General features: G+C 62.5%; 22 protein-coding genes. 15 read left to right on the top strand and 7 right to left on the bottom strand.

Annotation, left to right across the window (positions count from 1 at the left end):
* The first annotated feature begins 17 nt into the window (after positions 1 to 17).
* The 7 genes from PQQ95_RS25315 (at position 18) to PQQ95_RS25285 (ending at position 6,641) form a co-directional block, all read left to right on the top strand.
* The gene (locus PQQ95_RS25315) at positions 18 to 734 is read left to right on the top strand and encodes a phosphoglycolate phosphatase (RefSeq protein WP_408442031.1); all 717 of its coding nucleotides are present in this window, start codon (positions 18 to 20) and stop codon (positions 732 to 734) included.
* A 369-nt stretch (positions 735 to 1,103) separates the two neighbouring features.
* Complete coding sequence (gene trpE, locus PQQ95_RS25310; protein ID WP_408442029.1) at positions 1,104 to 2,597, top strand: anthranilate synthase component I; 1,494 nt, start codon at positions 1,104 to 1,106, stop codon at positions 2,595 to 2,597.
* A gap of 13 nt (positions 2,598 to 2,610) precedes the next feature.
* A complete protein-coding gene (locus tag PQQ95_RS25305; protein WP_408442026.1) occupies positions 2,611 to 3,198 on the top strand; it encodes an aminodeoxychorismate/anthranilate synthase component II in 588 nt (195 codons plus the stop codon).
* A 17-nt stretch (positions 3,199 to 3,215) separates the two neighbouring features.
* The gene (trpD, locus tag PQQ95_RS25300; RefSeq protein ID WP_408442023.1) at positions 3,216 to 4,247 is read left to right on the top strand and encodes an anthranilate phosphoribosyltransferase; all 1,032 of its coding nucleotides are present in this window, start codon (positions 3,216 to 3,218) and stop codon (positions 4,245 to 4,247) included.
* A gap of 18 nt (positions 4,248 to 4,265) precedes the next feature.
* On the top strand, positions 4,266 to 5,051 hold the full coding sequence (gene trpC / locus PQQ95_RS25295; RefSeq protein ID WP_408442020.1) for an indole-3-glycerol phosphate synthase TrpC: 786 nt from the start codon (positions 4,266 to 4,268) through the stop codon (positions 5,049 to 5,051).
* A 39-nt stretch (positions 5,052 to 5,090) separates the two neighbouring features.
* On the top strand, positions 5,091 to 5,717 hold the full coding sequence (locus PQQ95_RS25290) for a CYTH domain-containing protein (protein WP_408442017.1): 627 nt from the start codon (positions 5,091 to 5,093) through the stop codon (positions 5,715 to 5,717).
* An 87-nt stretch (positions 5,718 to 5,804) separates the two neighbouring features.
* Complete coding sequence (locus PQQ95_RS25285; RefSeq protein WP_408442015.1) at positions 5,805 to 6,641, top strand: uracil-DNA glycosylase; 837 nt, start codon at positions 5,805 to 5,807, stop codon at positions 6,639 to 6,641.
* Between the two features lie 169 nt (positions 6,642 to 6,810).
* Here PQQ95_RS25285 and PQQ95_RS25280 read toward each other — a convergent pair whose 3' ends face one another.
* From PQQ95_RS25280 to PQQ95_RS25265, 4 genes are all read right to left on the bottom strand, one after another.
* Entirely contained in the window at positions 6,811 to 7,407 is a 597-nt protein-coding gene (locus PQQ95_RS25280; protein ID WP_408442013.1) for an FMN-dependent NADH-azoreductase, read from the bottom strand.
* Positions 7,408 to 7,561: 154 nt separating this feature from the next.
* Complete coding sequence (locus tag PQQ95_RS25275) at positions 7,562 to 9,352, bottom strand: M61 family metallopeptidase (protein ID WP_408442010.1); 1,791 nt, start codon at positions 9,350 to 9,352, stop codon at positions 7,562 to 7,564.
* A gap of 94 nt (positions 9,353 to 9,446) precedes the next feature.
* Positions 9,447 to 10,172, bottom strand: coding sequence for a DsbC family protein (locus PQQ95_RS25270; RefSeq protein WP_408442007.1), 726 nt, complete (start codon positions 10,170 to 10,172; stop codon positions 9,447 to 9,449).
* 123 nt (positions 10,173 to 10,295) lie between these two features.
* Positions 10,296 to 11,468, bottom strand: a complete 1,173-nt coding sequence (locus tag PQQ95_RS25265; protein WP_408442005.1) for a UbiH/UbiF family hydroxylase — start codon at positions 11,466 to 11,468, stop codon at positions 10,296 to 10,298.
* Positions 11,469 to 11,730: 262 nt separating this feature from the next.
* On the opposite strand from PQQ95_RS25265, the gene ychF reads away from it, so the two are divergent.
* Positions 11,731 to 12,825: a redox-regulated ATPase YchF gene (gene ychF, locus PQQ95_RS25260; protein WP_408442002.1), complete on the top strand. Its 1,095-nt coding sequence runs from the start codon at positions 11,731 to 11,733 to the stop codon at positions 12,823 to 12,825.
* Between the two features lie 97 nt (positions 12,826 to 12,922).
* On the opposite strand, the gene PQQ95_RS25255 is transcribed toward ychF, so the two are convergent.
* The gene (locus PQQ95_RS25255; RefSeq protein WP_408441998.1) at positions 12,923 to 13,900 is read right to left on the bottom strand and encodes a glycerophosphodiester phosphodiesterase family protein; all 978 of its coding nucleotides are present in this window, start codon (positions 13,898 to 13,900) and stop codon (positions 12,923 to 12,925) included.
* Positions 13,901 to 14,311: 411 nt separating this feature from the next.
* Between PQQ95_RS25255 and ugpB the strand changes: the two genes are divergently transcribed.
* The 7 genes from ugpB (at position 14,312) to PQQ95_RS25220 (ending at position 22,342) form a co-directional block, all read left to right on the top strand.
* Positions 14,312 to 15,637 carry a sn-glycerol-3-phosphate ABC transporter substrate-binding protein UgpB gene (ugpB, locus tag PQQ95_RS25250; protein WP_408441995.1) on the top strand — a complete coding sequence of 442 codons (1,326 nt, stop codon included), beginning with the start codon at positions 14,312 to 14,314 and terminating at the stop codon, positions 15,635 to 15,637.
* A gap of 71 nt (positions 15,638 to 15,708) precedes the next feature.
* Complete coding sequence (gene ugpA, locus PQQ95_RS25245) at positions 15,709 to 16,593, top strand: sn-glycerol-3-phosphate ABC transporter permease UgpA (RefSeq protein ID WP_408441992.1); 885 nt, start codon at positions 15,709 to 15,711, stop codon at positions 16,591 to 16,593.
* Entirely contained in the window at positions 16,590 to 17,435 is an 846-nt protein-coding gene (ugpE, locus tag PQQ95_RS25240) for a sn-glycerol-3-phosphate ABC transporter permease UgpE (RefSeq protein ID WP_408441989.1), read from the top strand. The genes ugpA and ugpE overlap by 4 nt, the downstream gene beginning before the upstream one ends.
* Before the next feature lie 97 nt (positions 17,436 to 17,532).
* Positions 17,533 to 18,621 carry a sn-glycerol-3-phosphate import ATP-binding protein UgpC gene (locus tag PQQ95_RS25235; protein ID WP_408441986.1) on the top strand — a complete coding sequence of 363 codons (1,089 nt, stop codon included), beginning with the start codon at positions 17,533 to 17,535 and terminating at the stop codon, positions 18,619 to 18,621.
* Positions 18,622 to 18,677: 56 nt separating this feature from the next.
* Complete coding sequence (locus tag PQQ95_RS25230; RefSeq protein ID WP_408442065.1) at positions 18,678 to 18,977, top strand: DUF3761 domain-containing protein; 300 nt, start codon at positions 18,678 to 18,680, stop codon at positions 18,975 to 18,977.
* 243 nt (positions 18,978 to 19,220) lie between these two features.
* Complete coding sequence (ettA, locus tag PQQ95_RS25225) at positions 19,221 to 20,885, top strand: energy-dependent translational throttle protein EttA (protein ID WP_093643520.1); 1,665 nt, start codon at positions 19,221 to 19,223, stop codon at positions 20,883 to 20,885.
* Positions 20,886 to 21,217: 332 nt separating this feature from the next.
* A complete protein-coding gene (locus PQQ95_RS25220; RefSeq protein WP_408441983.1) occupies positions 21,218 to 22,342 on the top strand; it encodes a DUF748 domain-containing protein in 1,125 nt (374 codons plus the stop codon).
* A gap of 120 nt (positions 22,343 to 22,462) precedes the next feature.
* Here the strand turns inward: PQQ95_RS25220 and PQQ95_RS25215 are convergent, their stop codons facing one another.
* The gene (locus PQQ95_RS25215) at positions 22,463 to 23,086 is read right to left on the bottom strand and encodes an HAD family hydrolase (RefSeq protein ID WP_408441980.1); all 624 of its coding nucleotides are present in this window, start codon (positions 23,084 to 23,086) and stop codon (positions 22,463 to 22,465) included.
* 33 nt (positions 23,087 to 23,119) lie between these two features.
* Entirely contained in the window at positions 23,120 to 24,934 is a 1,815-nt protein-coding gene (locus PQQ95_RS25210) for an aminopeptidase P family protein (RefSeq protein ID WP_408441977.1), read from the bottom strand.
* Between the last annotated feature and the right edge of the window lie 2 nt (positions 24,935 to 24,936).

Raw genomic sequence — 24,936 nt, 5'->3', positions numbered from 1 at the left:
TCCCGCACGCACTAAAGATGACGACTCCATTCCCTGCCCCGACCTTCACCGGCCCGCGCCTGCAAGCCGCGATCATCGACCTGGACGGCACGATGATCGATACCGCCGACGATTTCACCGCCGGCCTGAACGGCATGCTTGCGCAACTCGACGCGGCGGAAACCTCGCGGGAGGAAGTGGTCGGCTATATCGGCAAGGGCTCGGAAAATCTGATTCGCCGTGTGCTGGCGCAGCGTTTCGAAACGGACCACGCTCAGGACCGTTTCGACGAAGCGCTCGCGATCTATCAGGCGGAATACGCCAAGATCAACGGCGTGCATACGCGGTTGTACCCCGAGGTCGAAGCCGGCCTCAGCGCCATGCGCGATGCCGGCCTCAAACTCGCCTGCGTCACCAACAAACCGCACCGTTTCGCGGTCGAATTGCTGAAGCAGTACGGGCTCAGCCAGTATTTCAGCGTCGTGCTCGGCGGCGATAGTCTGCCGAAAAAGAAACCGGATCCGCTGCCGATGCTCACCGCCGCCGCGCAGCTTGGCGTCGCGCCGGAAGCCACGGTCGCCATCGGCGATTCGGAAAACGATGCGCTGGCAGGCCGCGCGGCGGGCATGGCAACGCTGACTCTACCGTACGGCTACAACCACGGCCGAGCTATACAAGAAATAAAATCCGATGGTATAGTTGCCTCGCTGCTCGATGCCGCCAAGGCGATCGCAGCGCACCATTCCACGACTTAAAAGTCCTTCATCCTCATGTTTCTGAATAAAAAACGGAGTCTGATTAGCATCGACCGGGGAGCCTGGCCCTGGCGTCGCTGGTCGCGCTAACCTCACCTGAGGTACGCTGAAGCTCGTCTTCGGCAACCGTTTTTTACTTCGCTGCGCTCACGCGTTTTTTCCATCACCTTGTTTCGCTGCATCGGTTGATTCGGCCTTCGTGTACCCACAAAGTACCGCTGTTCGCTGAAATCCCTTGCATGCGTCGATGGGAAACTCGCGCCGGTCGGTATCATCGTATCGAAACGTCGAACGAACGCCCGACCGGGCGCGCCGCCCCCCGCTTTGTCTGACGCATAGTGCCGTCTGACGTACGTACAGGATCGGAACATGACCGAACTCGAATTCCAGTCCCTCGCCAACGAGGGTTTCAACCGCATTCCGCTGATCGCCGAAGCGCTCGCCGACCTCGAAACGCCGCTCTCGCTGTACCTGAAGCTTGCGCAGAGCGAACGCAACGGCGCCAACTCGTTCCTGCTGGAATCGGTGGTGGGCGGTGAGCGTTTTGGCCGCTATTCGTTCATCGGCCTGCCGGCGCGCACGCTGCTGCGCACCCGCAACGGCGTGTCGGAAGTGGTGCGGGACGGCAAAGTCGTCGAAACGCACGAGGGCGATCCGCTCGAGTTCATCCAGCAATTCCAGGGGCGCTACAAAGTGGCGCAGCGCCCCGGTTTGCCGCGTTTCGCGGGCGGTCTCGCTGGGTATTTCGGCTATGACGCGGTGCGCTACATCGAGAAAAAACTCGCGCACACCGCGCCGCCAGACGACCTGAACCTGCCGGACATCCAATTGCTGCTGACCGAAGAAGTCGCGGTGATCGATAACCTCGCGGGCAAGCTCTACCTCGTGGTGTACTCGGACCCGACGCAGCCTGAGGCATACACGAAAGCCAAGCAGCGTCTGCGTGAATTGCGCCAGCGTTTGCGCTCGACCGTACAGCCCCCGGTCACGTCGGCCAGCGTGCGCACCGAGACCTACCGCGAATTCGCGAAAGACGATTACCTCGCCGCCGTGCGCAAGGCGAAGGAATATATCGCCGCCGGCGAACTGATGCAGGTGCAGGTCGGCCAGCGTCTGACCAAGCCTTACCGCGACAATCCGCTGTCGCTGTATCGCGCGCTGCGCTCGCTGAATCCGTCGCCGTATATGTACTACTACAACTTCGGCGACTTTCACGTGGTCGGTGCGTCGCCGGAAATTCTGGTGCGCCAGGAAAAGCGCGGTGAGGACCGGATCGTGACGATCCGACCGCTCGCCGGCACGCGTCCGCGCGGCAACACACCGGAACGCGACGCCGAGCTCGCCACCGAACTCCTGAACGACCCGAAGGAAATCGCCGAACACGTCATGCTGATCGACCTCGCGCGTAACGACGTGGGCCGCATCGCCCAAATCGGCTCGGTGGTCGTCACCGACAAGATGGTGATCGAAAAGTACTCGCATGTGCAGCACATCGTGAGTTCGGTCGAAGGCAAGCTGAAACCCGGCACCACCAATTTCGACGTGCTGCGCGCCACTTTCCCGGCCGGCACACTGTCCGGCGCGCCGAAGGTTCGCGCGATGGAGCTGATCGACGAACTGGAACCGGTGAAACGCGGCTTGTACGGCGGCGCCGTCGGCTATCTGTCGTTCACCGGCGAAATGGATCTGGCCATCACGATCCGTACCGGCGTGATCGCAAACGGCAATCTGTATGTGCAGGCGGCAGCGGGTGTAGTCGCGGATTCGGTGCCGGAATCCGAATGGCAAGAGACCGAGAACAAGGCGCGCGCTGTGTTGCGCGCCGCCGAGCAGGTTCAAGACGGCCTCGATAGCGACTTCTGACCGGAGACACACCATGCTGCTAATGATCGACAACTACGACTCGTTCACCTACAACCTGGTGCAGTACTTCGGCGAACTCGGCGAAGACGTGCGCACCTATCGGAACGACGAAATCACGCTGGACGAAATTGCGAAGCTCAACCCGGAGCGCATTTGCCTCTCGCCCGGCCCGAGCAACCCGCAACACGCCGGCATCACCCTCGACGTGCTGCGCGAATTCGCCGGCAAGACGCCGATTCTGGGCGTCTGCCTCGGCCATCAGGCGATCGGCGAAGCCTTCGGCGGCCGCGTGGTGCGCGCGCAAACCATCATGCACGGCAAGGTGAGCACGATCGAAACGGACTGCAAAGGCGTATTCGCCGATCTGCCGAAGCATTTCGTCGTCACGCGCTACCACTCGCTCGCGATCGAACGCGAATCGCTGCCGGATTGCCTTGAAGTGTCCGCATGGACCGAAGACGGCGAAATCATGGGCGTGCGTCACAAGGAACTGGCCGTTGAAGGCGTGCAGTTCCATCCGGAATCGATCCTGTCCGAACACGGCCACGCCTTGCTCGAAAACTTCGTGAAGCAGTCTAAGACCGCTCACCGCAGCGCTTGATAAAGAGAGACGAAATCATGTCGATTACGCCCCAGGAAGCGCTGCAACGCACGATCGAGCACCGCGAAATTTTCCACGACGAAATGCTGCACCTGATGCGCCTCATCATGCGCGGCGAACTGTCGCCCGTAATGTCGGCGGCGATCATCACCGGCTTGCGCGTCAAAAAAGAGACCATCGGCGAAATCACTGCCGCCGCCACGGTGATGCGTGAATTTGCCCGGCACGTCGAGGTGCAGGACAACTCGAACTTCGTCGATATCGTCGGCACCGGCGGCGACGGCTCGCACACCTTCAATATTTCCACGGCGACGATGTTCGTTACCGCCGCGGCCGGCGCCAAGGTCGCGAAGCACGGCAATCGCGGCGTGTCGAGCAAGTCGGGCAGCGCGGACGTGCTCGAAGCACTCGGCGTGAATATCGACCTGCAGCCGGATCAGGTGGCGGCGTCGATCGCGGAAACCGGCATGGGCTTCATGTTCGCGCCGAATCATCATCCGGCGATGAAAAACATCGCGCCGGTGCGCCGCGAACTCGGCGTGCGAACCATCTTCAATATTCTCGGGCCACTAACCAATCCGGCCGGCGCGCCGAACCAACTGATGGGCGTATTCCACGCCGACCTCGTCGGCATTCAGGTGCGCGTGATGCAACGCCTCGGCGCGAAGCACGTGCTGGTGGTGTACGGTATGGATGGCATGGACGAAGTCTCGCTCGGCGCGGCCACACAAGTCGGCGAGCTGCGCGACGGCCAGATCCACGAGTACGAAATCCACCCGGAAGACTTCGGCATGCAGATGGTGTCGAACCGTACGCTAAAAGTGGCCGACGCGGCCGAGTCCAAAGTGATGCTGCTCGAAGCGCTCGACAACAAGCCGGGCGTCGCGCGTGAAATCGTCACGCTGAACGCGGGCACCGCCCTCTATTCGGCGAACGTGGCGGCGTCGATTGCGGACGGCATCCAGTTGGCGCGCGAAGCGATCGCAAGCGGCAAGGCACGGGCGAAGGTCGACGACCTGATCCGCTTCACCCAGCAATTCAAGCAGTAACTACGTAGCGAGACACTCATGAGCGACATCCTCGACCGCATCATCGCGGTCAAACGCGAAGAAGTCCGCGCGGCCGAACAGAGCGCGCCGCTCGAAGAACTGCGCCTCGAAGCCTCGTCGCGCGACATCCGTGATTTCGTCGGCGCATTGCGCGCGAAACATGCGGCCGGTCTGGCCGCTGTCATTTCCGAAGTGAAGAAAGCGAGTCCGTCGAAAGGCGTGTTGCGCGAAAACTTCGTCCCTGCCGACATTGCACGTTCGTATGAAAAACACGGCGCGGCGTGCCTGTCCGTGCTCACCGACGTGCAATTTTTTCAAGGCAGCGTTGCGTATCTCGAAGAGGCGCGCGCCGCCTGCAGTTTGCCGGTGCTGCGCAAAGACTTCATCGTCGATCCGTACCAGATCGTCGAAGCCCGCGCGATGGGGGCGGACGCGATCCTGCTGATCGCCGCCGCGCTGGAAACTTCACAGATGCAGGATCTCGAAGCGCTCGCACATTCACTGGGCCTCGCGGTGCTGGTCGAAGTGCATGACAGCAATGAGCTGATGGAAGCGCTCACGCTGAAAACGCCGCTGATCGGCATCAACAACCGCAATCTGCGCACCTTCGAAACGTCGATCGACACGACCATTGGCATGCTCGAATCGATCCCTGACGATCGTATCGTCGTCACGGAGTCGGGCATTCTGTCGCGCGTCGATGTCGAACGTCTGCGGGCGATGGACGTGCATACGTTCCTCGTCGGCGAGGCGTTCATGCGCGCGGAAGAGCCGGGCGTGGAACTTGCGCGGATGTTTTTTTAAGCGCGGGTCCAACATTCAGCAGACGCAGCGGAGCACACGATGGCCATGGAACGTGAAATCAAGCTGGCACTCCCGGCGAGCCAGGTGACGGCGACGACGCAGTGGTTCGTCGCGCGCACCGGCGACGAAGGCCGCCCGATCAAGCTGGCGAATATCTACTTCGACACGCCAGCGCTGACACTAGCTAGCTCGAAAAGCGCGCTGCGGCTGCGGCATACACCGGACGGCTGGCTGCAAACGTTCAAGACGGTGGGCAATGCCAAAGATGGTCTGCACAGCCGGCATGAATGGGAAATGCCGGTGGCGGGCGAGAAACTCGAAATCGACGCGCTGTTGCGTGAATGTGACGAACCGACAGCCGCCGAAGCCCTGCGCCAGGCAGCACCCGAACTGATCGAACTGTTTCGCACGAATTTCACGCGCACGCTGTGGAATGTCTCGCTGGACGGTTCGACAGTCGAAGCCGCGATCGACCAAGGCGACGTTATCGCCGAGGTAAACGGCGAAACGCGCCGCGCGCCGATTTCCGAAGTCGAACTCGAACTGAAATCCGGCGACGAAGCGGCGCTCCATGCGCTGGCGAAAGAACTCGGCAAACAGGTCGCCGGTCTTGCGCCGGACAACATCAGCAAGGCGCGGCGCGGCTATCAATTGCGGGCGGCTTAAGAGCTCGCCTGCCGGCAAGGTACACACTGCCCACACACGGCAATCACACCTTGAGCCAGCCCACATTTGCTGCGACACTTCCCCGCCATGACCTCAGCTTCCCGCACCCGCTCCAATTCGTCGCAAGCCTCGTTGTTCGGCGACGCCACCGCCGCACCGGCCAGCACCGCGGCCACGCCGCCGCAAGCGCAAACCGCTGACGCGCCGCCGACGCTCGAAGCCCAATTCGCAGCCCTGCCCCCGGCTTGGCGCACACACCTCAAACCATTCATCGAAAGCGACGCCTACGCGCCCTTGTGCCGTTTCGTCGACGGCGAGCGCGCGGCCGGCAAAACCGTCTATCCCGCCGACGTCTTCAGGGCGCTGCGCCTCACCAGTCCCGACGAAGTCAAAGTCGTGATCCTCGGCCAGGACCCGTATCACGGCGAGGACCGCGGCACGCCACAAGCGCACGGACTGGCGTTTTCAGTCGCGCCGAACGTGCGTACGCCGCCGTCGCTGCGCAACATCTTCAAGGAAATCGCCGCCAGCCTCGGCCACGAGCCGCCGCGTCATGGCTGCCTCGACACATGGGCCAGGCAAGGCGTGCTGCTGTTGAACACCGTGCTGACCGTCGAGCGCGATTCGGCCGCGAGTCACGCGAAACGCGGCTGGGAGAAATGCACCGACACGCTGATCCATGAGCTGGCCATGCGCCATGACGGCCTCGTGTTCATGCTGTGGGGCGCGCATGCGCAAGCCAAGCGCGCGCTACTCGGCGGCAAGTCGCATTACGTGCTGGAGGCGCCGCATCCGTCGCCGCTGTCGGCGCATCGCGGCTTTCTCGGCTGCGGGCACTTTGTGGCGGCGAACGAGTATCTCGTGAAGCACGGCCGCGAACCGATCGACTGGCGCTTGCCTGACGAAGCGCAGATGCTGGCGTAACGCCCATCGCGCAACATGCACCGACACCTGGCAAAGGCTGGAGCCCCGAGGCCGAGCACAGAGCGCAAAGATCTCAGCCGCAAAAACAAAAACGCCACGGAATCACACCCCGTGGCGTTTTTTCATTCGCCCGCGCCGCAATCATGCCGCGCGAGACAAACCTCATACCTTAAGCCGCAGCGATCGCTTCACGCGCGCCGGCCAATGCGGCGGTAGCAGCCTCCGGGCCCATGTTCAGGCCTTCGGCGTAGATGAAATTCACATCGGTCATGCCGAGGAAGCCGAGGAAGCTCTTCAGATACGGCGTTTGGCTGTCGTTCGGCGTGCCCAGATACTTGCCGCCGCGAGCCGACACCACGAACACCTTCTTACCCTTCACGAGACCTTCGGGACCGTTCGCCGTGTACTGGAACGTGATACCGGCGCGTGCGATGAAGTCGAAATACGTCTTCAGTTGCGACGAGATGCCGAAGTTGTACATCGGTGCGCCGATCACGACGATGTCGGCGGCTTGCAGTTCAGCGATCAACGCTTCACTGCGTGCGGAGATCGCGGCTTGTTCCGGCGTACGCTGGTCAGCGGGCGTAAAGAACGCGCCGAGGACGGCGTCGTCCAGATGCGGCAGCGGTTCAGCTTGCAGGTTACGGACGACGACTTGCGCGCCCGGATTCGATTGTTGCAGCTTTGCGGTCAGTTCGTTGACGAGAAGCGTCGAGTTCGCGCCTTGCGAGCGGGCTGCCGAGTTGATTTGCAGGATCGTGGTCATGGTTGACTCCAGTTGGGGCGCGCAGTTTTGCGCGAGTGGAGCCATTGTGATTTTTTACCGGCCCGGGAAAAAGCCATCCGGCAGCGAAGGATTGTTGCACTGGTAGAACAATCCCCCGCTCTGAACCGCCGATTAATAACGGTCCGGATTACGATCAGCTTGCCAGCCAACGCTCCCGCGCCTTGCGCGCGGCGGGCCGTTTATCGCTGACGGTCAGCTTGTAGCGCGCCGCCTCAGGGCCGTCCAGCTTGACTTGCGTGGTACGCAGCTCGTCACGGCGGAAAGCGTGGACTTCCACCTTGGCGCCCGGCAGATAGCGCGACAGCAGCGAATCAAGATTCGAGCCGGTTACACGCAGACCGTCGAGCGCGATCAGCACGTCGCCCGCCGAGAGGCCGGCTTTTTGCGCCGCGCTGCCGTCGTGAACGGCCGCCAGCGTGCAATCCGCGCCGCCGCGCACGCGCGCACCGAGCGACGGCTTGCCGTGTTTCTCAAGATCGGCGGCAAGCGTGACGCCAAACGGCGCGAGCAGCGTGTCGAGCGGCAGATCGCGCGTACCGTGAACGGCCTCGGCGAACAACTCACCCAACTGCAAGCCAGTCGCTTCGGCAAAAATCGCCTCGATCTCGCCTTCCTCGACACCGACGGGCTTGCCGCGATAGAAGTCGCGCCCGAAGCGCTGCCACAGCAGACGCATCACGTCGTCGAGCGATTTGCGGTTGTTCGTCTGCGTACGAATCGTCAGATCGAATGCAAGCGCGACGAGCGAGCCCTTGGTGTAATAGCTGACGATCGCGTTCGGCGCGTTTTCATCCTGCCGATAGTATTTGACCCAGCTGTCGAACGAGCTTTCGGCCACCGTCTGCCTCAGGCGGCCACTGCCGCGCAGCACGCCACCGACGACCTTGCCGAGCAGGCCAAAATAGTCGTCTTGCGAGATCAGACCGCTGCGCACGAGGATCAGATCGTCGTAGTAAGACGTGAAGCCTTCGAACAGCCACAGCAGCGACGTGTAGTTTTCGACACTCAGGTCATACGGCGCAAACGCGGCCGGCTTGATGCGCTTCACATTCCAGGTGTGGAAGTATTCGTGGCTGCACAGGCCGAGGTAGGTTCGATAGCCTTCGGTAAGCGCGTCGCGGCCTTCCACCGGCAGATCACCGCGGTTGCAGATCAGCGCCGTCGAGGCGCGATGCTCCAGCCCGCCATAACCATCAGTGACAGCCTGCGTCATGAACACGTAGCGATCCATGGGCGCTTTCTTCGACTTCGGCTCGAACAACGCGATCTGCGCTTCGCAGATACGCTTCAGGTCGGCGGACAGACGCGCCATATCGAGCCCGATCACGCGCCCCGCGATCACGATGTCGTGCGGCACGCCGTGCGCCTTGAACGTCGCCAGCGCGAACTCTCCCAACGTCACCGGATGATCGATCAGCTCATCATAGTTCTGCGCGCGATACTCGCCGAAACCGTAGCGCTTCGTGCCGCGCGCTTCCGGCAATGCGGTAGCGACACGCCAGTCGCGATACGCCGCGCCTTCCGGCTTCTGGATATCGACCACGCACTGCGCGTCCTCGTGACCGAGCGGCGACAGAAATACGCTGGTGCCGTTGAAAAAGCCCGTCGTATCGTCGAGATGCGCGGCGCGCACCGACAGATCCCATGCATACACCTCGTAGCGCAGCGTCAATGGGCCTTTGACCGGCGCGGCCTGCCACGTGTGCTTGTCGGTCTTTTCGACGCGCACCTTGCGGCCCGCGTCATTGGTGGCCCGCAAGGTGACGATATTGCGCGCGAATTCGCGCACCATATAGCTGCCCGGAATCCACACCGGCAGCATGAAACGCTGGCCGGCCGGATCGGGATCGGCAACGGTGACGGTGACTTCGAACAGGTGGGCGGCGGGTTGCTTCGGAACGATGGTGTAGCGGATCGGCTTCATCGGCGGCGATTAGAAATTCTCTGGCGGGAATGGTCGGGCTGGATGTGAAAGGAGGCGCACTGCGCGCCTCCTTTCTTCGACGGATGCTGCGTGCTCAGTGCACGGCGGACATTTCCTTGTCCAGCCGGTCTGCCGGCACGGCGCCGGGCAGGCGGCGGCCGTCGGCGAGGAACACGGTCGGCGTGCCATCGACGTTCATCGCGTGGCCGAGCGCCAGATTCTTGTCGATCGCGGCGGTATCGCAGGTGCCGGCCGCCGTGGGTGCCTGATGATCCTGCATCCACGATTCCCACGCCTTCGCGCGGTCGGTCGAGCACCAGATCGACTTCGACTTGGCGGTCGAATCCGGCGACAGCACCGGGTACAGGAAGGTATAGACCGTGACGTTATCGATCGACTTGAGCGAGGTCTCGAGCTGCTTGCAATACGGGCAGTTCGGATCGGAGAACACGGCGATCTTGCGCGCGCCGTTGCCCTTCACGACCTTCACGGCGTTCGCGAACGGCAGGCTCGCGAAGTCGATGCGGTTGGTTTCCGCCAGACGCGCTTCCGTCAGATTCTTGCGGGTCTTCGCGTCGACCAGATCGCCGAGCATGAGGTAATCGCCGTTCGCATCGCTATAGATGATCTGCGTGCCGAGATTCACTTCGTAGAGGCCGGCAATCGGCGACTTCGTCACGCTCTTGATCGTCACGTCCGTCAGGCGCGTTTGCAGGGTGGCTTTGAGCTTGTCGGTGGCTTGATCGGCCTGCGCGGAGCAGCCGATTGCCACGGCAGCGATCGCGAGCGCAGCGGCCGCGATGCGGAAGGATTTTTTCATGCTGAATTCCTGGAGTTCAATCGCGCGCATGGCGCGTTTTGGGGACTTTTCTGGTCTGACCAGCGTGGCGTCCATCCGTTCATGATACCCGTCTCGCCGACTAGGGATGCTGGCTCGAGCGCATTATCCCAGCGCGGCCGACACCAGCCAGCGCTTGATGAACGGCTGCGCGCCGACAAACGCCATGCCGGTATTGCGCAGCACCTTGGCAAATGGACCGGGCGCCGAGAAAAGCTTCTGCAGGCCGTCGGTGGCGATCATCAGCGCGCGGATATCTTCGCGGCGAGCACGCTCGTAACGGCGCAGCAGCACCATGTCGCCGAGATCGCGGAATGCTTCCTTGCCGGCAACCGTCTCGGCAAGCGCCGCGACATCGCGCAAACCGAGGTTCATGCCCTGGCCCGCCAACGGGTGAATCAGATGCGCGGCATCGCCGACCAGCGCGACGTGCGGCGCCACGAGTTTGTCGACGGTTTGCAGCGCGAGCGGGAAACCTTGTGCGGGCGTTACGCATTCCAGCGCGCCGAACTGCTCACCCGTCACGCGCTCGACTTCAGCCGCGAGTTGCGCCGGATCGAGCGCCAGCAGCTGCTCGGCGTGCTCGGTGCGCGCCGACCAGACCAGCGACACGTGGCCCTCCGGCATCGGCAGCAACGCGATGATTTCGCCGTCCCTGAACCATTGGTAAGCGGTCTCGCTATGCGGCTTCTCGGCCTTGAAATTCGCGACCACGCCGGTTTGCTTATAGTCGCGGCGGATCATCTTCGAGCCGATCTGCGCGCGCACCCACGAATGCGCCCCGTCCGCGCCGACCACCAGATCGGCCTCGAGCACGTTGCCGTTGGCAAGCCCGACGCTCGCGCCGTCGGCGCTGAAGTCCAGCGCCTGCGCGCGCGTGTCGATCCAGGTGAGATTCGGCTGGAACCGCAGCGCGGCATCCAGCGCGCGCTCGATCACCGACGACTCGACGATCCACGCCAGTTGCGGCACGGACGCCTGAAACGCCGAAAAATGGAGTTCGGCATGCGCATCGCCATAGACGCGCATGTCGTAGACCGGCCCAAGCCTGGACAGATCGAGCGCCTGCCAGACCCGCAAGCGCTCCAGCAGAGCCTGCGAACTCGACGACAGTGCGTAGACCCGCGAGTCGAAGATCGCGCCCGGCGCCAAGGCCGCGCAGGGTTGCGCGAGCAGCGCCACGCGCAGTCCGCCTTGCGTCAGCGCCAGCGCCGCGGTCTTGCCGACGAGCCCGCCACCGATCACGGCGGCATCAAAGGTCTGGTGGTGTGCGTTCATCCGCGCATTATAGCCGCGGGGGTTGCGGGGGACGGATCGTACGCCCCGCTTTACCGCAGGCAGATCAAGAACCCCATCCGAACGGGTTACAATTGCGCTTTCCGTGACAAAACTCGCCCAGAATCGTCGAGGCAACGCCCCGATCTGGTGTCTTGTCCCGCTCCGCTGCACTCGCTTCGCCACGCCCAACGCGAAGGCTTTCCGAATCCTGCACACAGCGTCGAGCGCATCACGCAACTTACTGATTCACTGAAGGATTTCCATGAGCCTCAAATGCGGCATCGTCGGCCTGCCTAACGTCGGCAAGTCCACCCTGTTCAACGCGCTGACCAAGGCGGGCATCGCCGCCGAAAACTATCCGTTCTGCACGATCGAGCCGAACGTCGGCATCGTCGAAGTGCCGGATACGCGTCTGAAGGCGCTCGCCGAAATCGTCAAGCCGGAGCGCATTCTGCCGGCCGTGGTGGAATTCGTCGACATCGCCGGCCTCGTGGCCGGTGCAAGCAAAGGCGAAGGTCTCGGCAACCAGTTCCTCGCGAACATCCGCGAAACCGACGCGATCACGCACGTGGTGCGCTGCTTCGAAGACGAAAACGTGATCCACGTCGCGAACAAGGTCGATCCGCTGTCGGATATCGAAGTGATCAACACCGAGTTGGCGCTGGCCGACCTCGCGACCGTCGAAAAAGCGCTGTCGCGCTACTCGAAGGCCGCCAAGTCCGGTAACGACAAAGAAGCGATCAAGAACGCCGCTGTACTGGAAAAAGTGCGCGCGCAGCTCGACCAGGCCAAGCCGGTCCGTGCGCTCGACCTGTCGGATGAGGAAAAGGCCACGCTCAAGCCGTTCTGCCTGATCACCGCCAAGCCGACCATGTACGTCGCCAATGTGAAGGACGACGGTTTCGAGAACAACCCGCACCTCGACGCAGTCACGAAGTTCGCGGCGGCCGAAGGCGCGCCGGTCGTCGCCGTGTGCGCGGCGATCGAAGCGGAGATCGCCGACCTCGAAGAAGCGGACATGGAAGTGTTCCTCGCCGACATGGGTATGGAAGAACCGGGCCTGAACCGCGTGATTCGCGCAGGCTTCAAGTTGCTGGGTCTGCAAACCTACTTCACCGCCGGCGTGAAGGAAGTGCGCGCATGGACAATCCATATCGGCGATACCGCGCCGCAGGCAGCCGGTGCGATCCACACCGACTTCGAGCGCGGTTTCATTCGCGCGCAGACGATCGCCTTCAACGACTTCATCACTTACAAGGGTGAGCAGGGCGCGAAAGAAGCCGGCAAGATGCGCGCGGAAGGCAAGGAATACGTCGTGCACGATGGCGACGTGATGAACTTCCTGTTCAACGTTTGAGGCTTCGCCTCGGCGCGAGCCGGTAATTGGCCACGCGCTGAAAGCCGCCGCTGAATCTCGATAGAACAATTAGCCCGCTCGCTGCGGGCTTTTTGTTTTATTGCGACGCCCCGGTTGCGTTTTGGGCGGCACATCGCAACGGCATGACCGTACCGTACTTGATCGCGGCCATCTGCAGCGGAGAATCCGCCAGCACCGAATCGATCCCCATGCACGCCGCCGCCAGATAATCGGCTGCACTATTCACCCCGAGGGCGAGAATCCGCACGTCTGGGTTCCGCCTGAAGCAGGCAACGGTAGCAGGCGTCCACAGGGTCGCCGTCACTTCCGAACGGCCCTCACCCAACGTGAACTGCTCGACCACCGTGACTGCCCGGTGCATCTCGAACGCCGTCGATGTGTGTTGCGCCGGAGCATCCACGCAGCCCTGGTTGAGCAGCACGCTCAACAAGCGTTGACGGGTTGCGTCGCGCGACTCGTAAAGCTGTGCCTGCGTATAAATGCCGAAGCTCTGCTGGTACTGCACGTCGGTCGAATAGATCGTGACGCGCGACCACGCATTCTCCTCACTTAGCACCTGGGCTACGGCCTGAGTTTGCGGCTGCGCAGGCATTGCCTTCATATCCAGCACGACCGGCATGCCCGGTGGGATCGCACGAAGCGCGTCACGCAGGGTTGGAATGCCCACCGGTTGCGCGCGATACGGGTACGTGTCGCCACGACGGAAGGTCCAGCCAGCATTCACGCGCGCGAGTTCCGCTGCGGTGTGCGCGGCAACCGGGCCCGTCGCATCAGTCAACGCCGACAGGTCGGCGGGACGGTACAGGACAGGCACGCCGTCCTTGCTCAACTGAACGGAGAGCCACATGGCATCGGCGCGATGCGCGATCGACTGGCGAATCGCTTCAAGCGTGTTCTCGGGCGCATCGCCGGTGCCGCCGCGATGGGCGACGATCTTCGGCAGCGTGGCAACCGGCAGCGCACCGCTATCTGCCGCCACACGTGTCAAGGGGCAACCGGCCAGCACAAGGCCCATCACAGCGCCACCCAGTGCAAATCGCATTGATCGAAGCATAGGGAATCCTGATTAACGAACATCGTGATAGTGCGCGCCGGATTCGAATATCGCCCCGGCACCCGTCTTCTCCTCTCGATGTTCATGATGACCACGCGCTCACAGCGATGTTCGCCGGTCGACATTTTGCCTTGACCTCGCGCAAACCATCGCTTTCAGACGTGCATTGTTTCCGTTTCATGACAGCCGATGTTAAATTGCGGCATTCGGCGCCAGTCAAAAGCGGGCCGACGCCTGGCAACCGACGCCGGACTGTCATCGAACACAACTAGAATCGCGCGATTCGCATTCGCGCCCGTTCCGTCAGCAACCATGTGGCATGGGACCGGCGTCAGCACGGGACCATGAGTCAGCGCTCAGGCGCCAACTCGGGTCGACACGTTAACGCCGGTCGACACAGGAGACAAATCGATGAGTTTCAAGCCGCTGTTCCGTTCACTTTCCGTTGCCGCCGTATTGAGTGTCGGCATCAGCCAGGCCGCGCAAGCCGCCACTGAAATCCAGTTCTGGCACGGCATGGAAGCCGCCCTCGGCGAGCGTCTGAACGATATCGCCAACGCGTTCAACGCGTCGCAAAGCGACTACAAGATCGTCCCGGTGTTCAAAGGCACCTACGACCAGACCCTCGCGGCCGGCATCGCGGCTTATCGTAGCGGCAACGCGCCAGCGATTCTGCAGGTCTACGAGGTCGGCACCGCGACCATGATGCAGGCGAAGAAAGCCGTGATCCCGGTTTCGGAAGTGTTCAGGCAAGCGGGCGTGCCGCTCGACGAAAAGGCCTTCGTGCCGACCATCGCCAGCTACTACAGCGACGCCAAATCCGGCGAACTGATCTCGATGCCGTTCAACAGTTCGACACCGGTGTTGTACTACAACAAGGACGCGTTCAAGAAAGCCGGGCTCGATCCGAATCAACCGCCGAAAACCTGGGCCGAATTGCAGGTGGATGCGCAGAAGCTGAAGGCGTCGGGCATGGCGTGCGGTTATTCGTCGGGTTGGCAGAGCTGGATTCAACTCGAAAACTATAGCGCCTGGCATGGCGCGCCGTTCGCGTCGAAGAACAATGGTTTCGACGGCGCCGACGCTCAGCTCGAATTCAACAAGCCCTTGCAGGTCGCGCACATCCAGTTCCTGCAGAACATGCAGAAGGAAGGCACCTTCACCTACGTTGGCCGCAAGGACGAACCGGTGTCGAAGTTCTATAGCGGCGACTGCGGGATCATCACGAACTCGTCGGGCTCGCTCGCCACGATCAAGAAGTACGCGAAGTTCAACTTCGGCACCGGCATGATGCCGTACGACGCGAGCGTGAAGGGTGCCCCGCAGAATGCGATCATCGGTGGCGCCAGCCTGTGGGTGCTCTCGGGTAAAGATCCGGCGGTGTACAAGGGCGTGGCGAAGTTCCTGTCCTATCTGTCGTCCGCGCCGGTTGCCGCCAAGTGGCATCAGGACACGGGCTATCTGCCGGTCACGACCGCCGCGTACCAGTTGACGCAACAACAAGGCTTCTACGAGAAGAATCCGGGCAGCGATACCGCGATCAAGCAGATGCTCAACAAGCCACCCCTGCCGTACACGAAGGGCCTGCGTCTGGGCAACATGCCGCAGATCCGCACCGTGATCGACGAAGAACTCGAACAGGTCTGGGCGGAGAAGAAGACGCCGCAACAGGCGCTCGATTCGTCGGTGTCGCGTGGCAACGAATTGCTGCGCCGCTTCGAGAAGGCCGGTAACTAGGCACTAGCCGGCAAGGTTTCGGTGCGCTCGCACCGAAACCCGTTGTTGCAGAAGAACCTTGGGATTTCTCAATGGAAAAGCGCTCCAGCTTCGGCACCAGCGTGCTGCCCTATCTGCTGGTTGCACCGCAACTCGCGATCACGCTGCTGTTCTTTCTGTGGCCGGCGGGCGAAGCGCTGTGGCAATCCACGCAAAGCCAGGACGCGTTCGGCACGTCGAGCGAGTTTGTCGGGCTGGCCAATTTCAAGCAGTTATTCGCCGATCCGCTTTATCTGTCGTCCTTCAATACGACGCTGATTTTCTGTGCGCTCGTCACCGTGTTCGGTTTGGTGATTTCGCTTTTGCTGGCCGTCTGCGCGGATCGCGTGACACGCGGCGCCAAGACTTATCAGACGCTGTTGATCTGGCCGTACGCGGTCGCGCCCGCGATTGCCGCCGTCTTGTGGTCGTTCCTGTTCAACCCGAGCATCGGCCTCGTGACCTATGCACTCGCCAAGTACGGCATTGTGTGGAATCACGCATTGAACGCGGGCCAGGCGATGTTTCTGGTCGTGCTGGCTTCGGTGTGGAAACAGGTCAGCTATAACTTTCTGTTCTTTTATGCCGGCTTGCAGGCGATTCCGCGTTCGCTGATCGAAGCGGCGGCCATCGACGGCGCCGGCCCGGTGCGGCGCTTCTTCGGCATCGCCCTGCCGCTGCTCTCGCCGACCAGCTTCTTCCTGCTGGTGATCAACATCACCTACGCGTTCTTCGATACTTTCCCGGTGATCGACGCCGCCACCGGCGGTGGCCCGGCGCAATCCACCCGCACGCTGATCTACAAGATCTTCGCCGAAGGCTTTCAGGGGCTGGACATCGGCAGCTCCGGTGCGCAGTCGGTCATTCTGATGGTGATCGTGGTCGCATTGACGGTCGTGCAATTCCGCTTCATCGAACGCAGGGTTCAATACTCATGATCGAGAACCGCCGCGGTTTCGACCTCTTCTGCCATGCGGTGCTGATTCTCGGCGTCGTGCTGGTGGTCTTTCCGGTGTACGTCGCGTTTTGCGCGGCGACGATGAGCGAGCATGAGGTGTTCAGCGTGCCGCTGTCGCTGGTGCCGAGTACGCATCTGTTCGAGAACGTCGCGACGGTCTGGTCGCACGGCAGCGGCAATGCGGCGGCGCCGTTCGGCCGCATGCTGTTCAACAGCCTCGTGATGGCGCTGGTGATTGCGATCGGCAAGATCGCCATTTCGATGATCTCCGCATATGCGATCGTGTTTTTCCGCTTTCCGTTTCGCAATCTGTCGTTCTGGCTGATCTTCATCACGCTGATGCTGCCGGTCGAAGTGCGTATCTTTCCGACCGTGCAGGTCGTGTCATCGATGCATCTGAGCAATACGTATAGCGGTTTGACCTTGCCGCTGATCGCATCGGCCACCGCCACCTTTCTGTTCCGCCAGTTCTTCATGACGCTGCCCGATGAGCTGATGGAAGCGGCGCGCATCGACGGCGCGGGCGCGATGCGTTTCTTCTGGGACGTGGTGCTGCCGCTGTCGAAAACCAACATGGCAGCGCTGTTCGTCATTACGTTCATTTACGGCTGGAATCAGTATCTGTGGCCGATCCTGATCACGAGCCAGCAATCGCTGACCACGGCCGTGGTCGGCATCAAAAGCATGATCGCTTCCGGCGACACCGCAACCGAATGGCATCTCGTGATGACCGCGACGCTGCTCGCCATGCTGCCGCCGCTCGCCGTCGTGCTGACGATGCAGCGCTGGTTCGTGCGCGGACTGGTGGACGCGGAGAAGTGACGAACGCAGCTTGGGCGAGCTTCGGCGTTGGACATGGAATAAAGAACGCCGCGCACAGCGTGGCACGCGCGGCAAGCAACGAAAAGGCTAAAACGGCATGGCTGCACTCACTCTGCAAGGCGTTAAAAAGACCTACGACGGCAAACAGTTCGTGCTGCACGGTATCGACGTGGACGTCGCGGACGGCGAATTCGTCGTGATGGTCGGTCCGTCGGGTTGCGGCAAATCGACCTTGCTGCGGATGGTGGCCGGGCTCGAAGGCATTTCCGACGGCACCGTCTCGATCGCCGGCAAGGTGGTCAATAAACTGGAGCCGAAGGATCGCAATATCGCGATGGTGTTCCAGAACTACGCGCTGTATCCGCATATGAGCGTCGCCGAGAACATGGGCTATGCGCTGAAGATCGCGGGCGTCGAGCGCGCGCAGATCGCGAAACGCGTGGACGCTGCGGCGCAGATTCTCGAGCTTGGACCGCTGCTCGCACGCAAGCCGCGTGAGTTGTCCGGTGGACAACGGCAACGCGTCGCGATGGGCCGCGCGATCGTCCGCGAGCCGGCGGTGTTTTTGTTCGACGAACCGCTATCGAATCTGGATGCGCGCTTGCGCGTGCAGATGCGCCTCGAAATCCAGCGCCTGCATGCGCGACTCGCTACCACCAGTCTCTACGTCACGCATGATCAGATCGAAGCAATGACGCTGGCGCAACGCGTGATCGTGATGAACAAGGGTCACGCGGAGCAGATCGGCGCGCCGACCGAGGTCTACGAGCGGCCGGCGACGGTGTTTGTCGCGAGCTTCATCGGCTCGCCGGGGATGAACCTGCTGGAAGGCCGCGTGTCGGATGACGGTTTGACATTTGAAGTGGCTGGCAACGGGCCGAAGCTGCCGCTGGAAGGCGTGACGTCGATCGGCCGGGAAGTCGCCAAGGGCCGCGAATGTACGCTCGGCATTCGCCCGGAGCATATGACGCCGGGTCAAACGGATGCCTCCAATGCCACGTTGACCGTCGACTCCTGCGAACTGCTCGGCGCGGACAACCTCGCGCACGGCCGCTGGGGCAAGCACGATGTAACCGTCCGCTTGCCGCATACCCATCGGCCCGCAGCAGGTGAAACACTGCAAGTCGCGTTGCCCGCTCACCATCTGCATTTCTTCGATCCGGCAAGCGGACGGCGCGCGAACTGATGCCCTTCTTAGGTCGAACTCAACGCACCCAACAAAATAATAAAGACTTTAGAACCATGCAAGGCATTGCCCTCCACTGCTTACGCCGCACAGCAGCGTTCACGGCTGCGCTTCTCTTCACCGCGACCTCGGCGTTCGCCTACGTCGCGCCCGGAACGTCACCCGACGAAGCGAACCTCAGCAATCACAACACCTATACCAATCGCGACGGCAACACGGTGCATGCGCCGGCGCGCTCCCTATCAGGCAAGGCGCCCGAAGGCGCGACCGCGCGCTGCCGCGACGGCTCCTACAGTTTCAGCCGGCATCGCAGCGGCACCTGTTCAAGGCACGGTGGCGTAGCGGATTGGCTTTAAACCTCGCGGGGAGATGCGTGCCCTAGCGTCCCCACGAACGCCCTCTGCCGCCCCACCCCCGCCCCGAAGTACAATGCCATCTGCACAACCCGCCCGCGCGCGGGGCGTCGCGGGGTTCGAAGCCGCGCTCGACGCCGCGCCGGCCGGCGCCGGGCACACTGCCCGGCCACAACACCGATTACCCATCCACCCACGACCGCCCGCCCCCACGCGGCCGGCGTCGTCAACGTCTATTGCAAGCAAATGGCCCAATACGTCTTCACCATGAACCGGGTCGGCAAAATCGTGCCGCCCAAGCGTCAAATCCTGAAAGACATCTCGCTGTCGTTTTTCCCCGGCGCGAAGATCGGTCTGCTCGGCCTGAACGGCTCGGGCAAATCGACGCTGATCCGCATCATGGCCGGTGTGGACAAGGACATCGAAGGCGAAGCCACGCCGATGCCGAACCTGAACATCGGCTATCTGCCGCAGGAACCGCAGCTCGATCCGAACAAGACGGTCCGTGAAGCGGTCGAAGAAGGTCTCGGCGACGTCTTCGGCGCGCAAAAGAAGCTCGACGAAATCTACGCCGCCTACGCAGAACCGGACGCCGACTTCGACGCGCTCGCCGCCGAGCAGGCGAAGTACGAAGCGATTCTGGCCACCACCGACGGCAGCGCCGAACAGCAGATCGAAATCGCCGCCGACGCGCTGCGCCTGCCGGCATGGGACGCGAAGATCGAACACCTGTCGGGCGGCGAAAAGCGCCGCGTGGCACTGTGCAAGCTGCTGCTCGAAAAGCCGGACATGCTGCTGCTCGACGAACCGACCAACCACCTGGACGCGGAATCGGTCGACTGGCTCGAACAGTTCCTGACACGCTTCCCGGGTACGGTCGTCGCCGTCACCCACGATCGTTACTTCCTCGATAACGCCGCCGAGTGGATTCTCGAACTCGACCGCGGTCACGGCATTCCGTGGAAGGGCAACTACAGCAGCTGGCTCGACCAGAAGGAAGAGCGCCTGAAGCAGGAGGAATCGTCGGAATCGGCGCGTCAGAAGGCGATCAAGAAAGAACTGGAGTGGGTGCGCCAGAACCCGAAGGGCCGTCAGGCGAAGTCGAAGGCGCGGATTGCCCGCTTCGAGGAACTGAACAGCCAGGACTACCAGAAGCGCAACGAAACCTCGGAAATCTTTATCCCGGTCGGCGACCGCCTGGGTAATGAAGTCATCGAATTCAAGAACGTCAGCAAGTCGTACGGCGACCGTCTGCTGCTCGACGACGTCAGCTTCAAGATTCCGGCGGGCGCGATCGTCGGCATCATCGGACCGAACGGCGCCGGTAAGTCGACGCTGTTCCGTATGCTGACCGGCCGCGAACAACCGGATTCGGGCGAGATCGTGCAAGGCCCGACGGTCAAGCTCGCGTACGTGGATCAAAGCCGCGACGCGCTGGACGGCTCGAAGACCGTGTTCGAAGAAATCTCCGGCGGTGCGGATGTGCTGACGGTCGGCAAGTACGAAACGCCTTCGCGTGCGTATATCGGCCGCTTCAACTTCAAGGGTGGCGATCAGCAGAAGACCGTCGGCAATCTGTCGGGCGGTGAGCGCGGCCGGCTGCATCTGGCGAAGACATTGATCGCGGGCGGCAACGTGCTGTTGCTGGACGAACCGTCGAACGACCTGGACGTCGAAACGCTGCGCGCACTCGAAGACGCGTTGCTCGAGTTCGCCGGCTCCGTCATGGTGATCTCGCACGATCGCTGGTTCCTCGACCGGATCGCGACGCACATCCTGGCCTTCGAAGGCGATTCGCAAATCACGTTCTTCGACGGCAACTACCAGGAATACGAAGCGGACAAACGCGCACGCCTCGGTGAAGAAGCGGCACGTCCGAAGCGTCTGCGTTACAAGCCGATCGCGCGATAAATCGCTAGGCTGGCAGCCCGCTCGTTGCCCGTGACGAGCGGGTTGTTTGACTGGTCGGTTTTTTGCTGATGCTTTGCTGACCGCCTGATCGGCGCGTTTGGCCGACCGTCCGCCCGACCATTCTGCTCACCGCCACACGCGGGCATTGCCTTGTGTTTGCCGGACGGACCGGCGGTAGGGCACACGCTTTGCATAGCCTATGCGTGGTACACGTCGTCCCGGCGGGATATAGAAACTCCGCCGTATATCCACCAATAGCTGTGCGTCCAACGGGCGCGCACACCGGCCGATCACATCCACACCGCGCCCAGCGCGGCGACGAGGAGGCAAACATGGCGATGTCGAAGGGCAAGCGCTGGGCCCTTGCCGTAGGTGGCGTGCTGCTGGTGCTGATTGTCGTCGCGGTCGGCGCGCTGCAGTTCGCGCAGCGCGAAGTCAAAGAACGCGTCATTGCAGCGCTCGGGCCATTAGGCAGCGCCGAAAGCGTCCGGGTCGGCGTCACGTCGGTCCATCTCACCAACGTTCTGCTCAAGGCGCCGCCCGGCTGGCCCGCCGGCGATCCGCTGCGCGCCGACGAAATCACCATTACGCCCGATATCCGCGATCTGCTTGCGCGGCGCATGCATATCCGCAGCGTGGTCGTGCGCGGCTTCGACATGGCCGTGCTGCGAACAAAGGACGGCTCGCTCCGTCTACTGCCGAATCTGCGGCAATCGATCAACGGCTCCAACGGCGGCGAAGCCAGCGGCACGGCAAACCCCGAATCCCGCGAAAAGCTGATCGACCACATTGGCTTCGAGCAAGGCAACTTCCATTTCTACGACATGACGGTTGGGCCGCCGGCCTTCAAAGTCACTGTCAGCAACGCCAACGCGACTGTCGATCACCTGCATCTGCCCGCGCTCACCGAGCCGACCAACGTCAGCGTCACCGGCTCAATCAAGGGTCCGACGCATACGGGCACCGTTTCGTTCGGCGGATGGATCAAGATTGCCAGCAAGGATTCGCAGACGACCAGCACCCTGCGCGGCGTCGATGTCGTGATGCTGGATCCGTACCTGCTGAAAAAAACCGGCGCGAAGGCGCAAGTGACGGGCGGCACGGTCGACCTGACGGTCGACTCGACGGTGCGCAACTATCAGTTGCACGCACCCGGCACGGTGACGATCCATCATCTGCAACTCGCCGACAGCGACAACCCGCTCGACACCTTCATGTCGATTCCGACCAAAGCCGCCATCGCCGCGCTCAAGACGCACAACGGCGACATCACGCTTCATTTCGTGCTGGATGGGAATTTGCGAGACCCGAAGTTCTCGGTACAGGAAAGTCTGATGGCGCGCCTTGGCACCGGCTTTGCGAAAACGATGGGTGTGAGCGTCGAAGGCGTGGCGAAGGGCGCCGGGGAGACCGTGAAAGGCTTGGGTAACGCGTTGAAGAATTTGCTTGGTCAGTAGCCCGATAGGGGCCGCAAGCCGGACAGAGGTCGCCAAAGGCAGATAACGCCGGCTAACGCAGACGCGCCCCGCCTCCCCGTTCACCGGTGAACCGCGCAGCAACGCGCGCGGCCGAACCGTTTAGATTGGCAAGCCCAATTCGCGCAGTCGTGCTTCGGTTTTTGCGACGCCCGTGTGATGCACGCCGTGCCAGCCGAGCGCCGTCGCGGCCTCGGCGTTTTTCAGATTGTCGTCGATGAAGACGAGTTCGCCCGGCTGGATACCCGGCAGCTGTGCGTCGATTCGCTGACGCATTTCCGCGAAGATTGCCGGATCGGGCTTCACCAGCTTCACCCGCCCCGACACGACAATGTCGCGAAAGCGACGCAGCACGGGGAAATGCTCCCACGCATACGGAAACGTCTCCGCCGACCAGTTCGTCAGCCCGAAAAGCGGCACGTTGGCCGCCTCAAGCTTTTCCATGAGCGCCACGCCCGCTTCCAGCACGCCGGGCACCATCTCGTGCCAGCGCTCGTAAAACGCGCGAATCAGTGGTGCGTGATCGGGAAACTTCGCGATCAACTCGTTTGTTCCCTCGACGATCGGCTGCCCGCCGTCCTGACGGATCACCCAGTCCATCGAACAGACATGCGTCAGAAACCAGCGGCGCTCCGTTTCGTCCGGAATCAACTGCCGATACAAATACTCGGGGCTCCAGTCGATCAGCACGCCGCCGAAATCGAACACGACTGCCTTGATGGCCATGCACGCTCCGTCAATAAGGTCGTGGCGACGAGATCAGATAGCTTGCGTACGCAATTCGAGCCACGCCTTCGCCTCGCCCGAGACATGCGGCGACAGGCGCATGCGCACCGTCTCGTGATACGTGTTGAGCCATGCGCGCTCGTCGTCACGCAACAGCGACAGATCGAGGCAGCGCGTGTCGATCGGGCACAGCGTGAGCGTTTCGAACTTGAGGAAGTCGCCGAACTCGGTCTTCTCCGCCGGCACGTTCAGCACCAGGTTTTCGATCCGGACGCCCCATTGGCCCGGCCGGTAGATGCCCGGTTCGACCGAGGTGATCATGCCCTCTTCCATCGCGGTCCACGGTTCGGCCGGCGCGTAGTGTGAAATCACTTGCGGGCCTTCGTGCACGTTCAGGAAATAGCCCACACCGTGACCGGTGCCATGACCGTAATCGGCGCCGGCTTCCCAGATCGGCGCGCGGGCGATCGCGTCGAGCATCGGCGAACGGATGCCGCGCGGGAATTTCGCGCGCGACAGCGCCATGGTGCCTTTCAGCACGATCGTGAAATCGCGCCGCTGCGCCTCGCTGATGGTGCCGATCGGCACGACGCGGGTGATGTCGGTCGTGCCGCTCAGGTACTGCGCGCCCGAGTCGATCAGCAACAGGCCATTGCCCTCGATCACCGAATGCGATTCATGGGTCGCGCGGTAGTGCGGCATCGCGCCGTTCGCGTTGAAGCCGGCGATCGTCGCAAAGCTCAGCGACACGAAGCCCGGACGGCGCGCACGGGCTGCCGTCAGGCGCTCGTCGATCGTCAGTTCGGTAATCGTTTCGCGGCCCAGCGCGCTTTCGAACCACGCGAAGAATTCAGCGAGCGCCGCGCCGTCCTGCTCCATCGTCTCGCGCACATGCTCCGCTTCCGCCTCGGTTTTGCGCGACTTGAAGAACGTGGACGGATTGACCGCCTCGACGACCGCCACCGTAGACGGCACCGACTGCAGTGAGCCATAAGTAATGCGGCGCGGGTCGATCAGCAACGTGCTGCCGGCCGGCAGTGCGGCCAGCGCGTCTGCCGCTTTGGCATACGGTTCGACGCTGATGCCGTCACGCGCGAGCGCGTCGGCCAGCGCTTGCGGCACCTTGCCGTCGGCAACAAAGAGGGACGCGCTTGCCGGACCGATCAACGCGTGCGCCACGAATACCGGGTTGTAGCTGACGTCGGCGCCGCGCAGATTCAGAAGCCATGCAAGGTCGTCGAGCGTGGAAATGAAGTGCCACTGCGCGCCCTTCTCCGCCATCACGCGGCGAATTTGCGCGAGCTTTTCCGCTCGGGCGACGCTCGCATGCGGCGCGGCATGTTCAAAGACGGCTGCGGCGGGCAGCGACGGACGCTGCGGCCAGATCGCGTCGAACAGATCGACGTCTGTGCGCAACTTCACGCCGCGCGCGCTAAGCGCCGGGCTCAAGGCACGCGCCGCCGATACGCCCAGCACGGCGCCATCCACGCCGACTGTGCCGCCAGCCGCGACGTTCTGTGCGAGCCATTCGAAATGCGGCGCGGTCTGCTGGCCGCCGGTCATCTTCATCAACTGAACGCCGGTGCCGGCCAGTTGCGCGCTGGCTTGTTCCCAATAGCGGCTATCGGTCCATACGCCGGCGAAATCGGCGGTCACGACCAGCGTGCCGGCCGAGCCGGTGAAACCCGACAACCATTGCCGGCCTTGCCAGCGCCCGGGTAGATATTCGGACAGATGCGGGTCCGAGGACGGCACCAGATAGGCGGCTACACCTTCGCGCGCCATTGCATTGCGCAAGGTCGCGAGCCGTTCGGGGATGGAGGAGGTTTCGGGAAGTCGGGCATTCATCG

Source organism: Paraburkholderia caffeinilytica (assembly GCF_046030355.1).
In the GTDB taxonomy this organism is placed as follows: Bacteria; Pseudomonadota; Gammaproteobacteria; order Burkholderiales; family Burkholderiaceae; genus Paraburkholderia; species Paraburkholderia caffeinilytica_B.
Note: the sequence above shows the minus strand (reverse complement) of the source record. Positions and strands in the feature narration are given on the sequence as shown.

Excerpts from the sequence above, each read along its gene's own strand:
- ychF (WP_408442002.1), top strand. The coding sequence starts at position 11,731 with ATGAGCCTCAAATGCGGCATCGTCGGCCTGCCTAACGTCGGCAAGTCC.
- PQQ95_RS25235 (WP_408441986.1), top strand. The coding sequence starts at position 17,533 with ATGGCTGCACTCACTCTGCAAGGCGTTAAAAAGACCTACGACGGCAAA.
- PQQ95_RS25290 (WP_408442017.1), top strand. The coding sequence starts at position 5,091 with ATGGCCATGGAACGTGAAATCAAGCTGGCACTCCCGGCGAGCCAGGTG.
- ugpA (WP_408441992.1), top strand. The coding sequence starts at position 15,709 with ATGGAAAAGCGCTCCAGCTTCGGCACCAGCGTGCTGCCCTATCTGCTG.
- PQQ95_RS25270 (WP_408442007.1), bottom strand. The coding sequence starts at position 10,172 with ATGAAAAAATCCTTCCGCATCGCGGCCGCTGCGCTCGCGATCGCTGCC.
- ugpB (WP_408441995.1), top strand. The coding sequence starts at position 14,312 with ATGAGTTTCAAGCCGCTGTTCCGTTCACTTTCCGTTGCCGCCGTATTG.
- PQQ95_RS25265 (WP_408442005.1), bottom strand. The coding sequence starts at position 11,468 with ATGAACGCACACCACCAGACCTTTGATGCCGCCGTGATCGGTGGCGGG.
- PQQ95_RS25220 (WP_408441983.1), top strand. The coding sequence starts at position 21,218 with ATGGCGATGTCGAAGGGCAAGCGCTGGGCCCTTGCCGTAGGTGGCGTG.
- PQQ95_RS25215 (WP_408441980.1), bottom strand. The coding sequence starts at position 23,086 with ATGGCCATCAAGGCAGTCGTGTTCGATTTCGGCGGCGTGCTGATCGAC.
- PQQ95_RS25305 (WP_408442026.1), top strand. The coding sequence starts at position 2,611 with ATGCTGCTAATGATCGACAACTACGACTCGTTCACCTACAACCTGGTG.
- PQQ95_RS25285 (WP_408442015.1), top strand. The coding sequence starts at position 5,805 with ATGACCTCAGCTTCCCGCACCCGCTCCAATTCGTCGCAAGCCTCGTTG.
- PQQ95_RS25210 (WP_408441977.1), bottom strand. The coding sequence starts at position 24,934 with ATGAATGCCCGACTTCCCGAAACCTCCTCCATCCCCGAACGGCTCGCG.
- ugpE (WP_408441989.1), top strand. The coding sequence starts at position 16,590 with ATGATCGAGAACCGCCGCGGTTTCGACCTCTTCTGCCATGCGGTGCTG.
- PQQ95_RS25315 (WP_408442031.1), top strand. The coding sequence starts at position 18 with ATGACGACTCCATTCCCTGCCCCGACCTTCACCGGCCCGCGCCTGCAA.
- PQQ95_RS25230 (WP_408442065.1), top strand. The coding sequence starts at position 18,678 with ATGCAAGGCATTGCCCTCCACTGCTTACGCCGCACAGCAGCGTTCACG.
- trpE (WP_408442029.1), top strand. The coding sequence starts at position 1,104 with ATGACCGAACTCGAATTCCAGTCCCTCGCCAACGAGGGTTTCAACCGC.
- PQQ95_RS25275 (WP_408442010.1), bottom strand. The coding sequence starts at position 9,352 with ATGAAGCCGATCCGCTACACCATCGTTCCGAAGCAACCCGCCGCCCAC.
- PQQ95_RS25255 (WP_408441998.1), bottom strand. The coding sequence starts at position 13,900 with ATGCTTCGATCAATGCGATTTGCACTGGGTGGCGCTGTGATGGGCCTT.
- PQQ95_RS25280 (WP_408442013.1), bottom strand. The coding sequence starts at position 7,407 with ATGACCACGATCCTGCAAATCAACTCGGCAGCCCGCTCGCAAGGCGCG.
- ettA (WP_093643520.1), top strand. The coding sequence starts at position 19,221 with ATGGCCCAATACGTCTTCACCATGAACCGGGTCGGCAAAATCGTGCCG.
- trpD (WP_408442023.1), top strand. The coding sequence starts at position 3,216 with ATGTCGATTACGCCCCAGGAAGCGCTGCAACGCACGATCGAGCACCGC.
- trpC (WP_408442020.1), top strand. The coding sequence starts at position 4,266 with ATGAGCGACATCCTCGACCGCATCATCGCGGTCAAACGCGAAGAAGTC.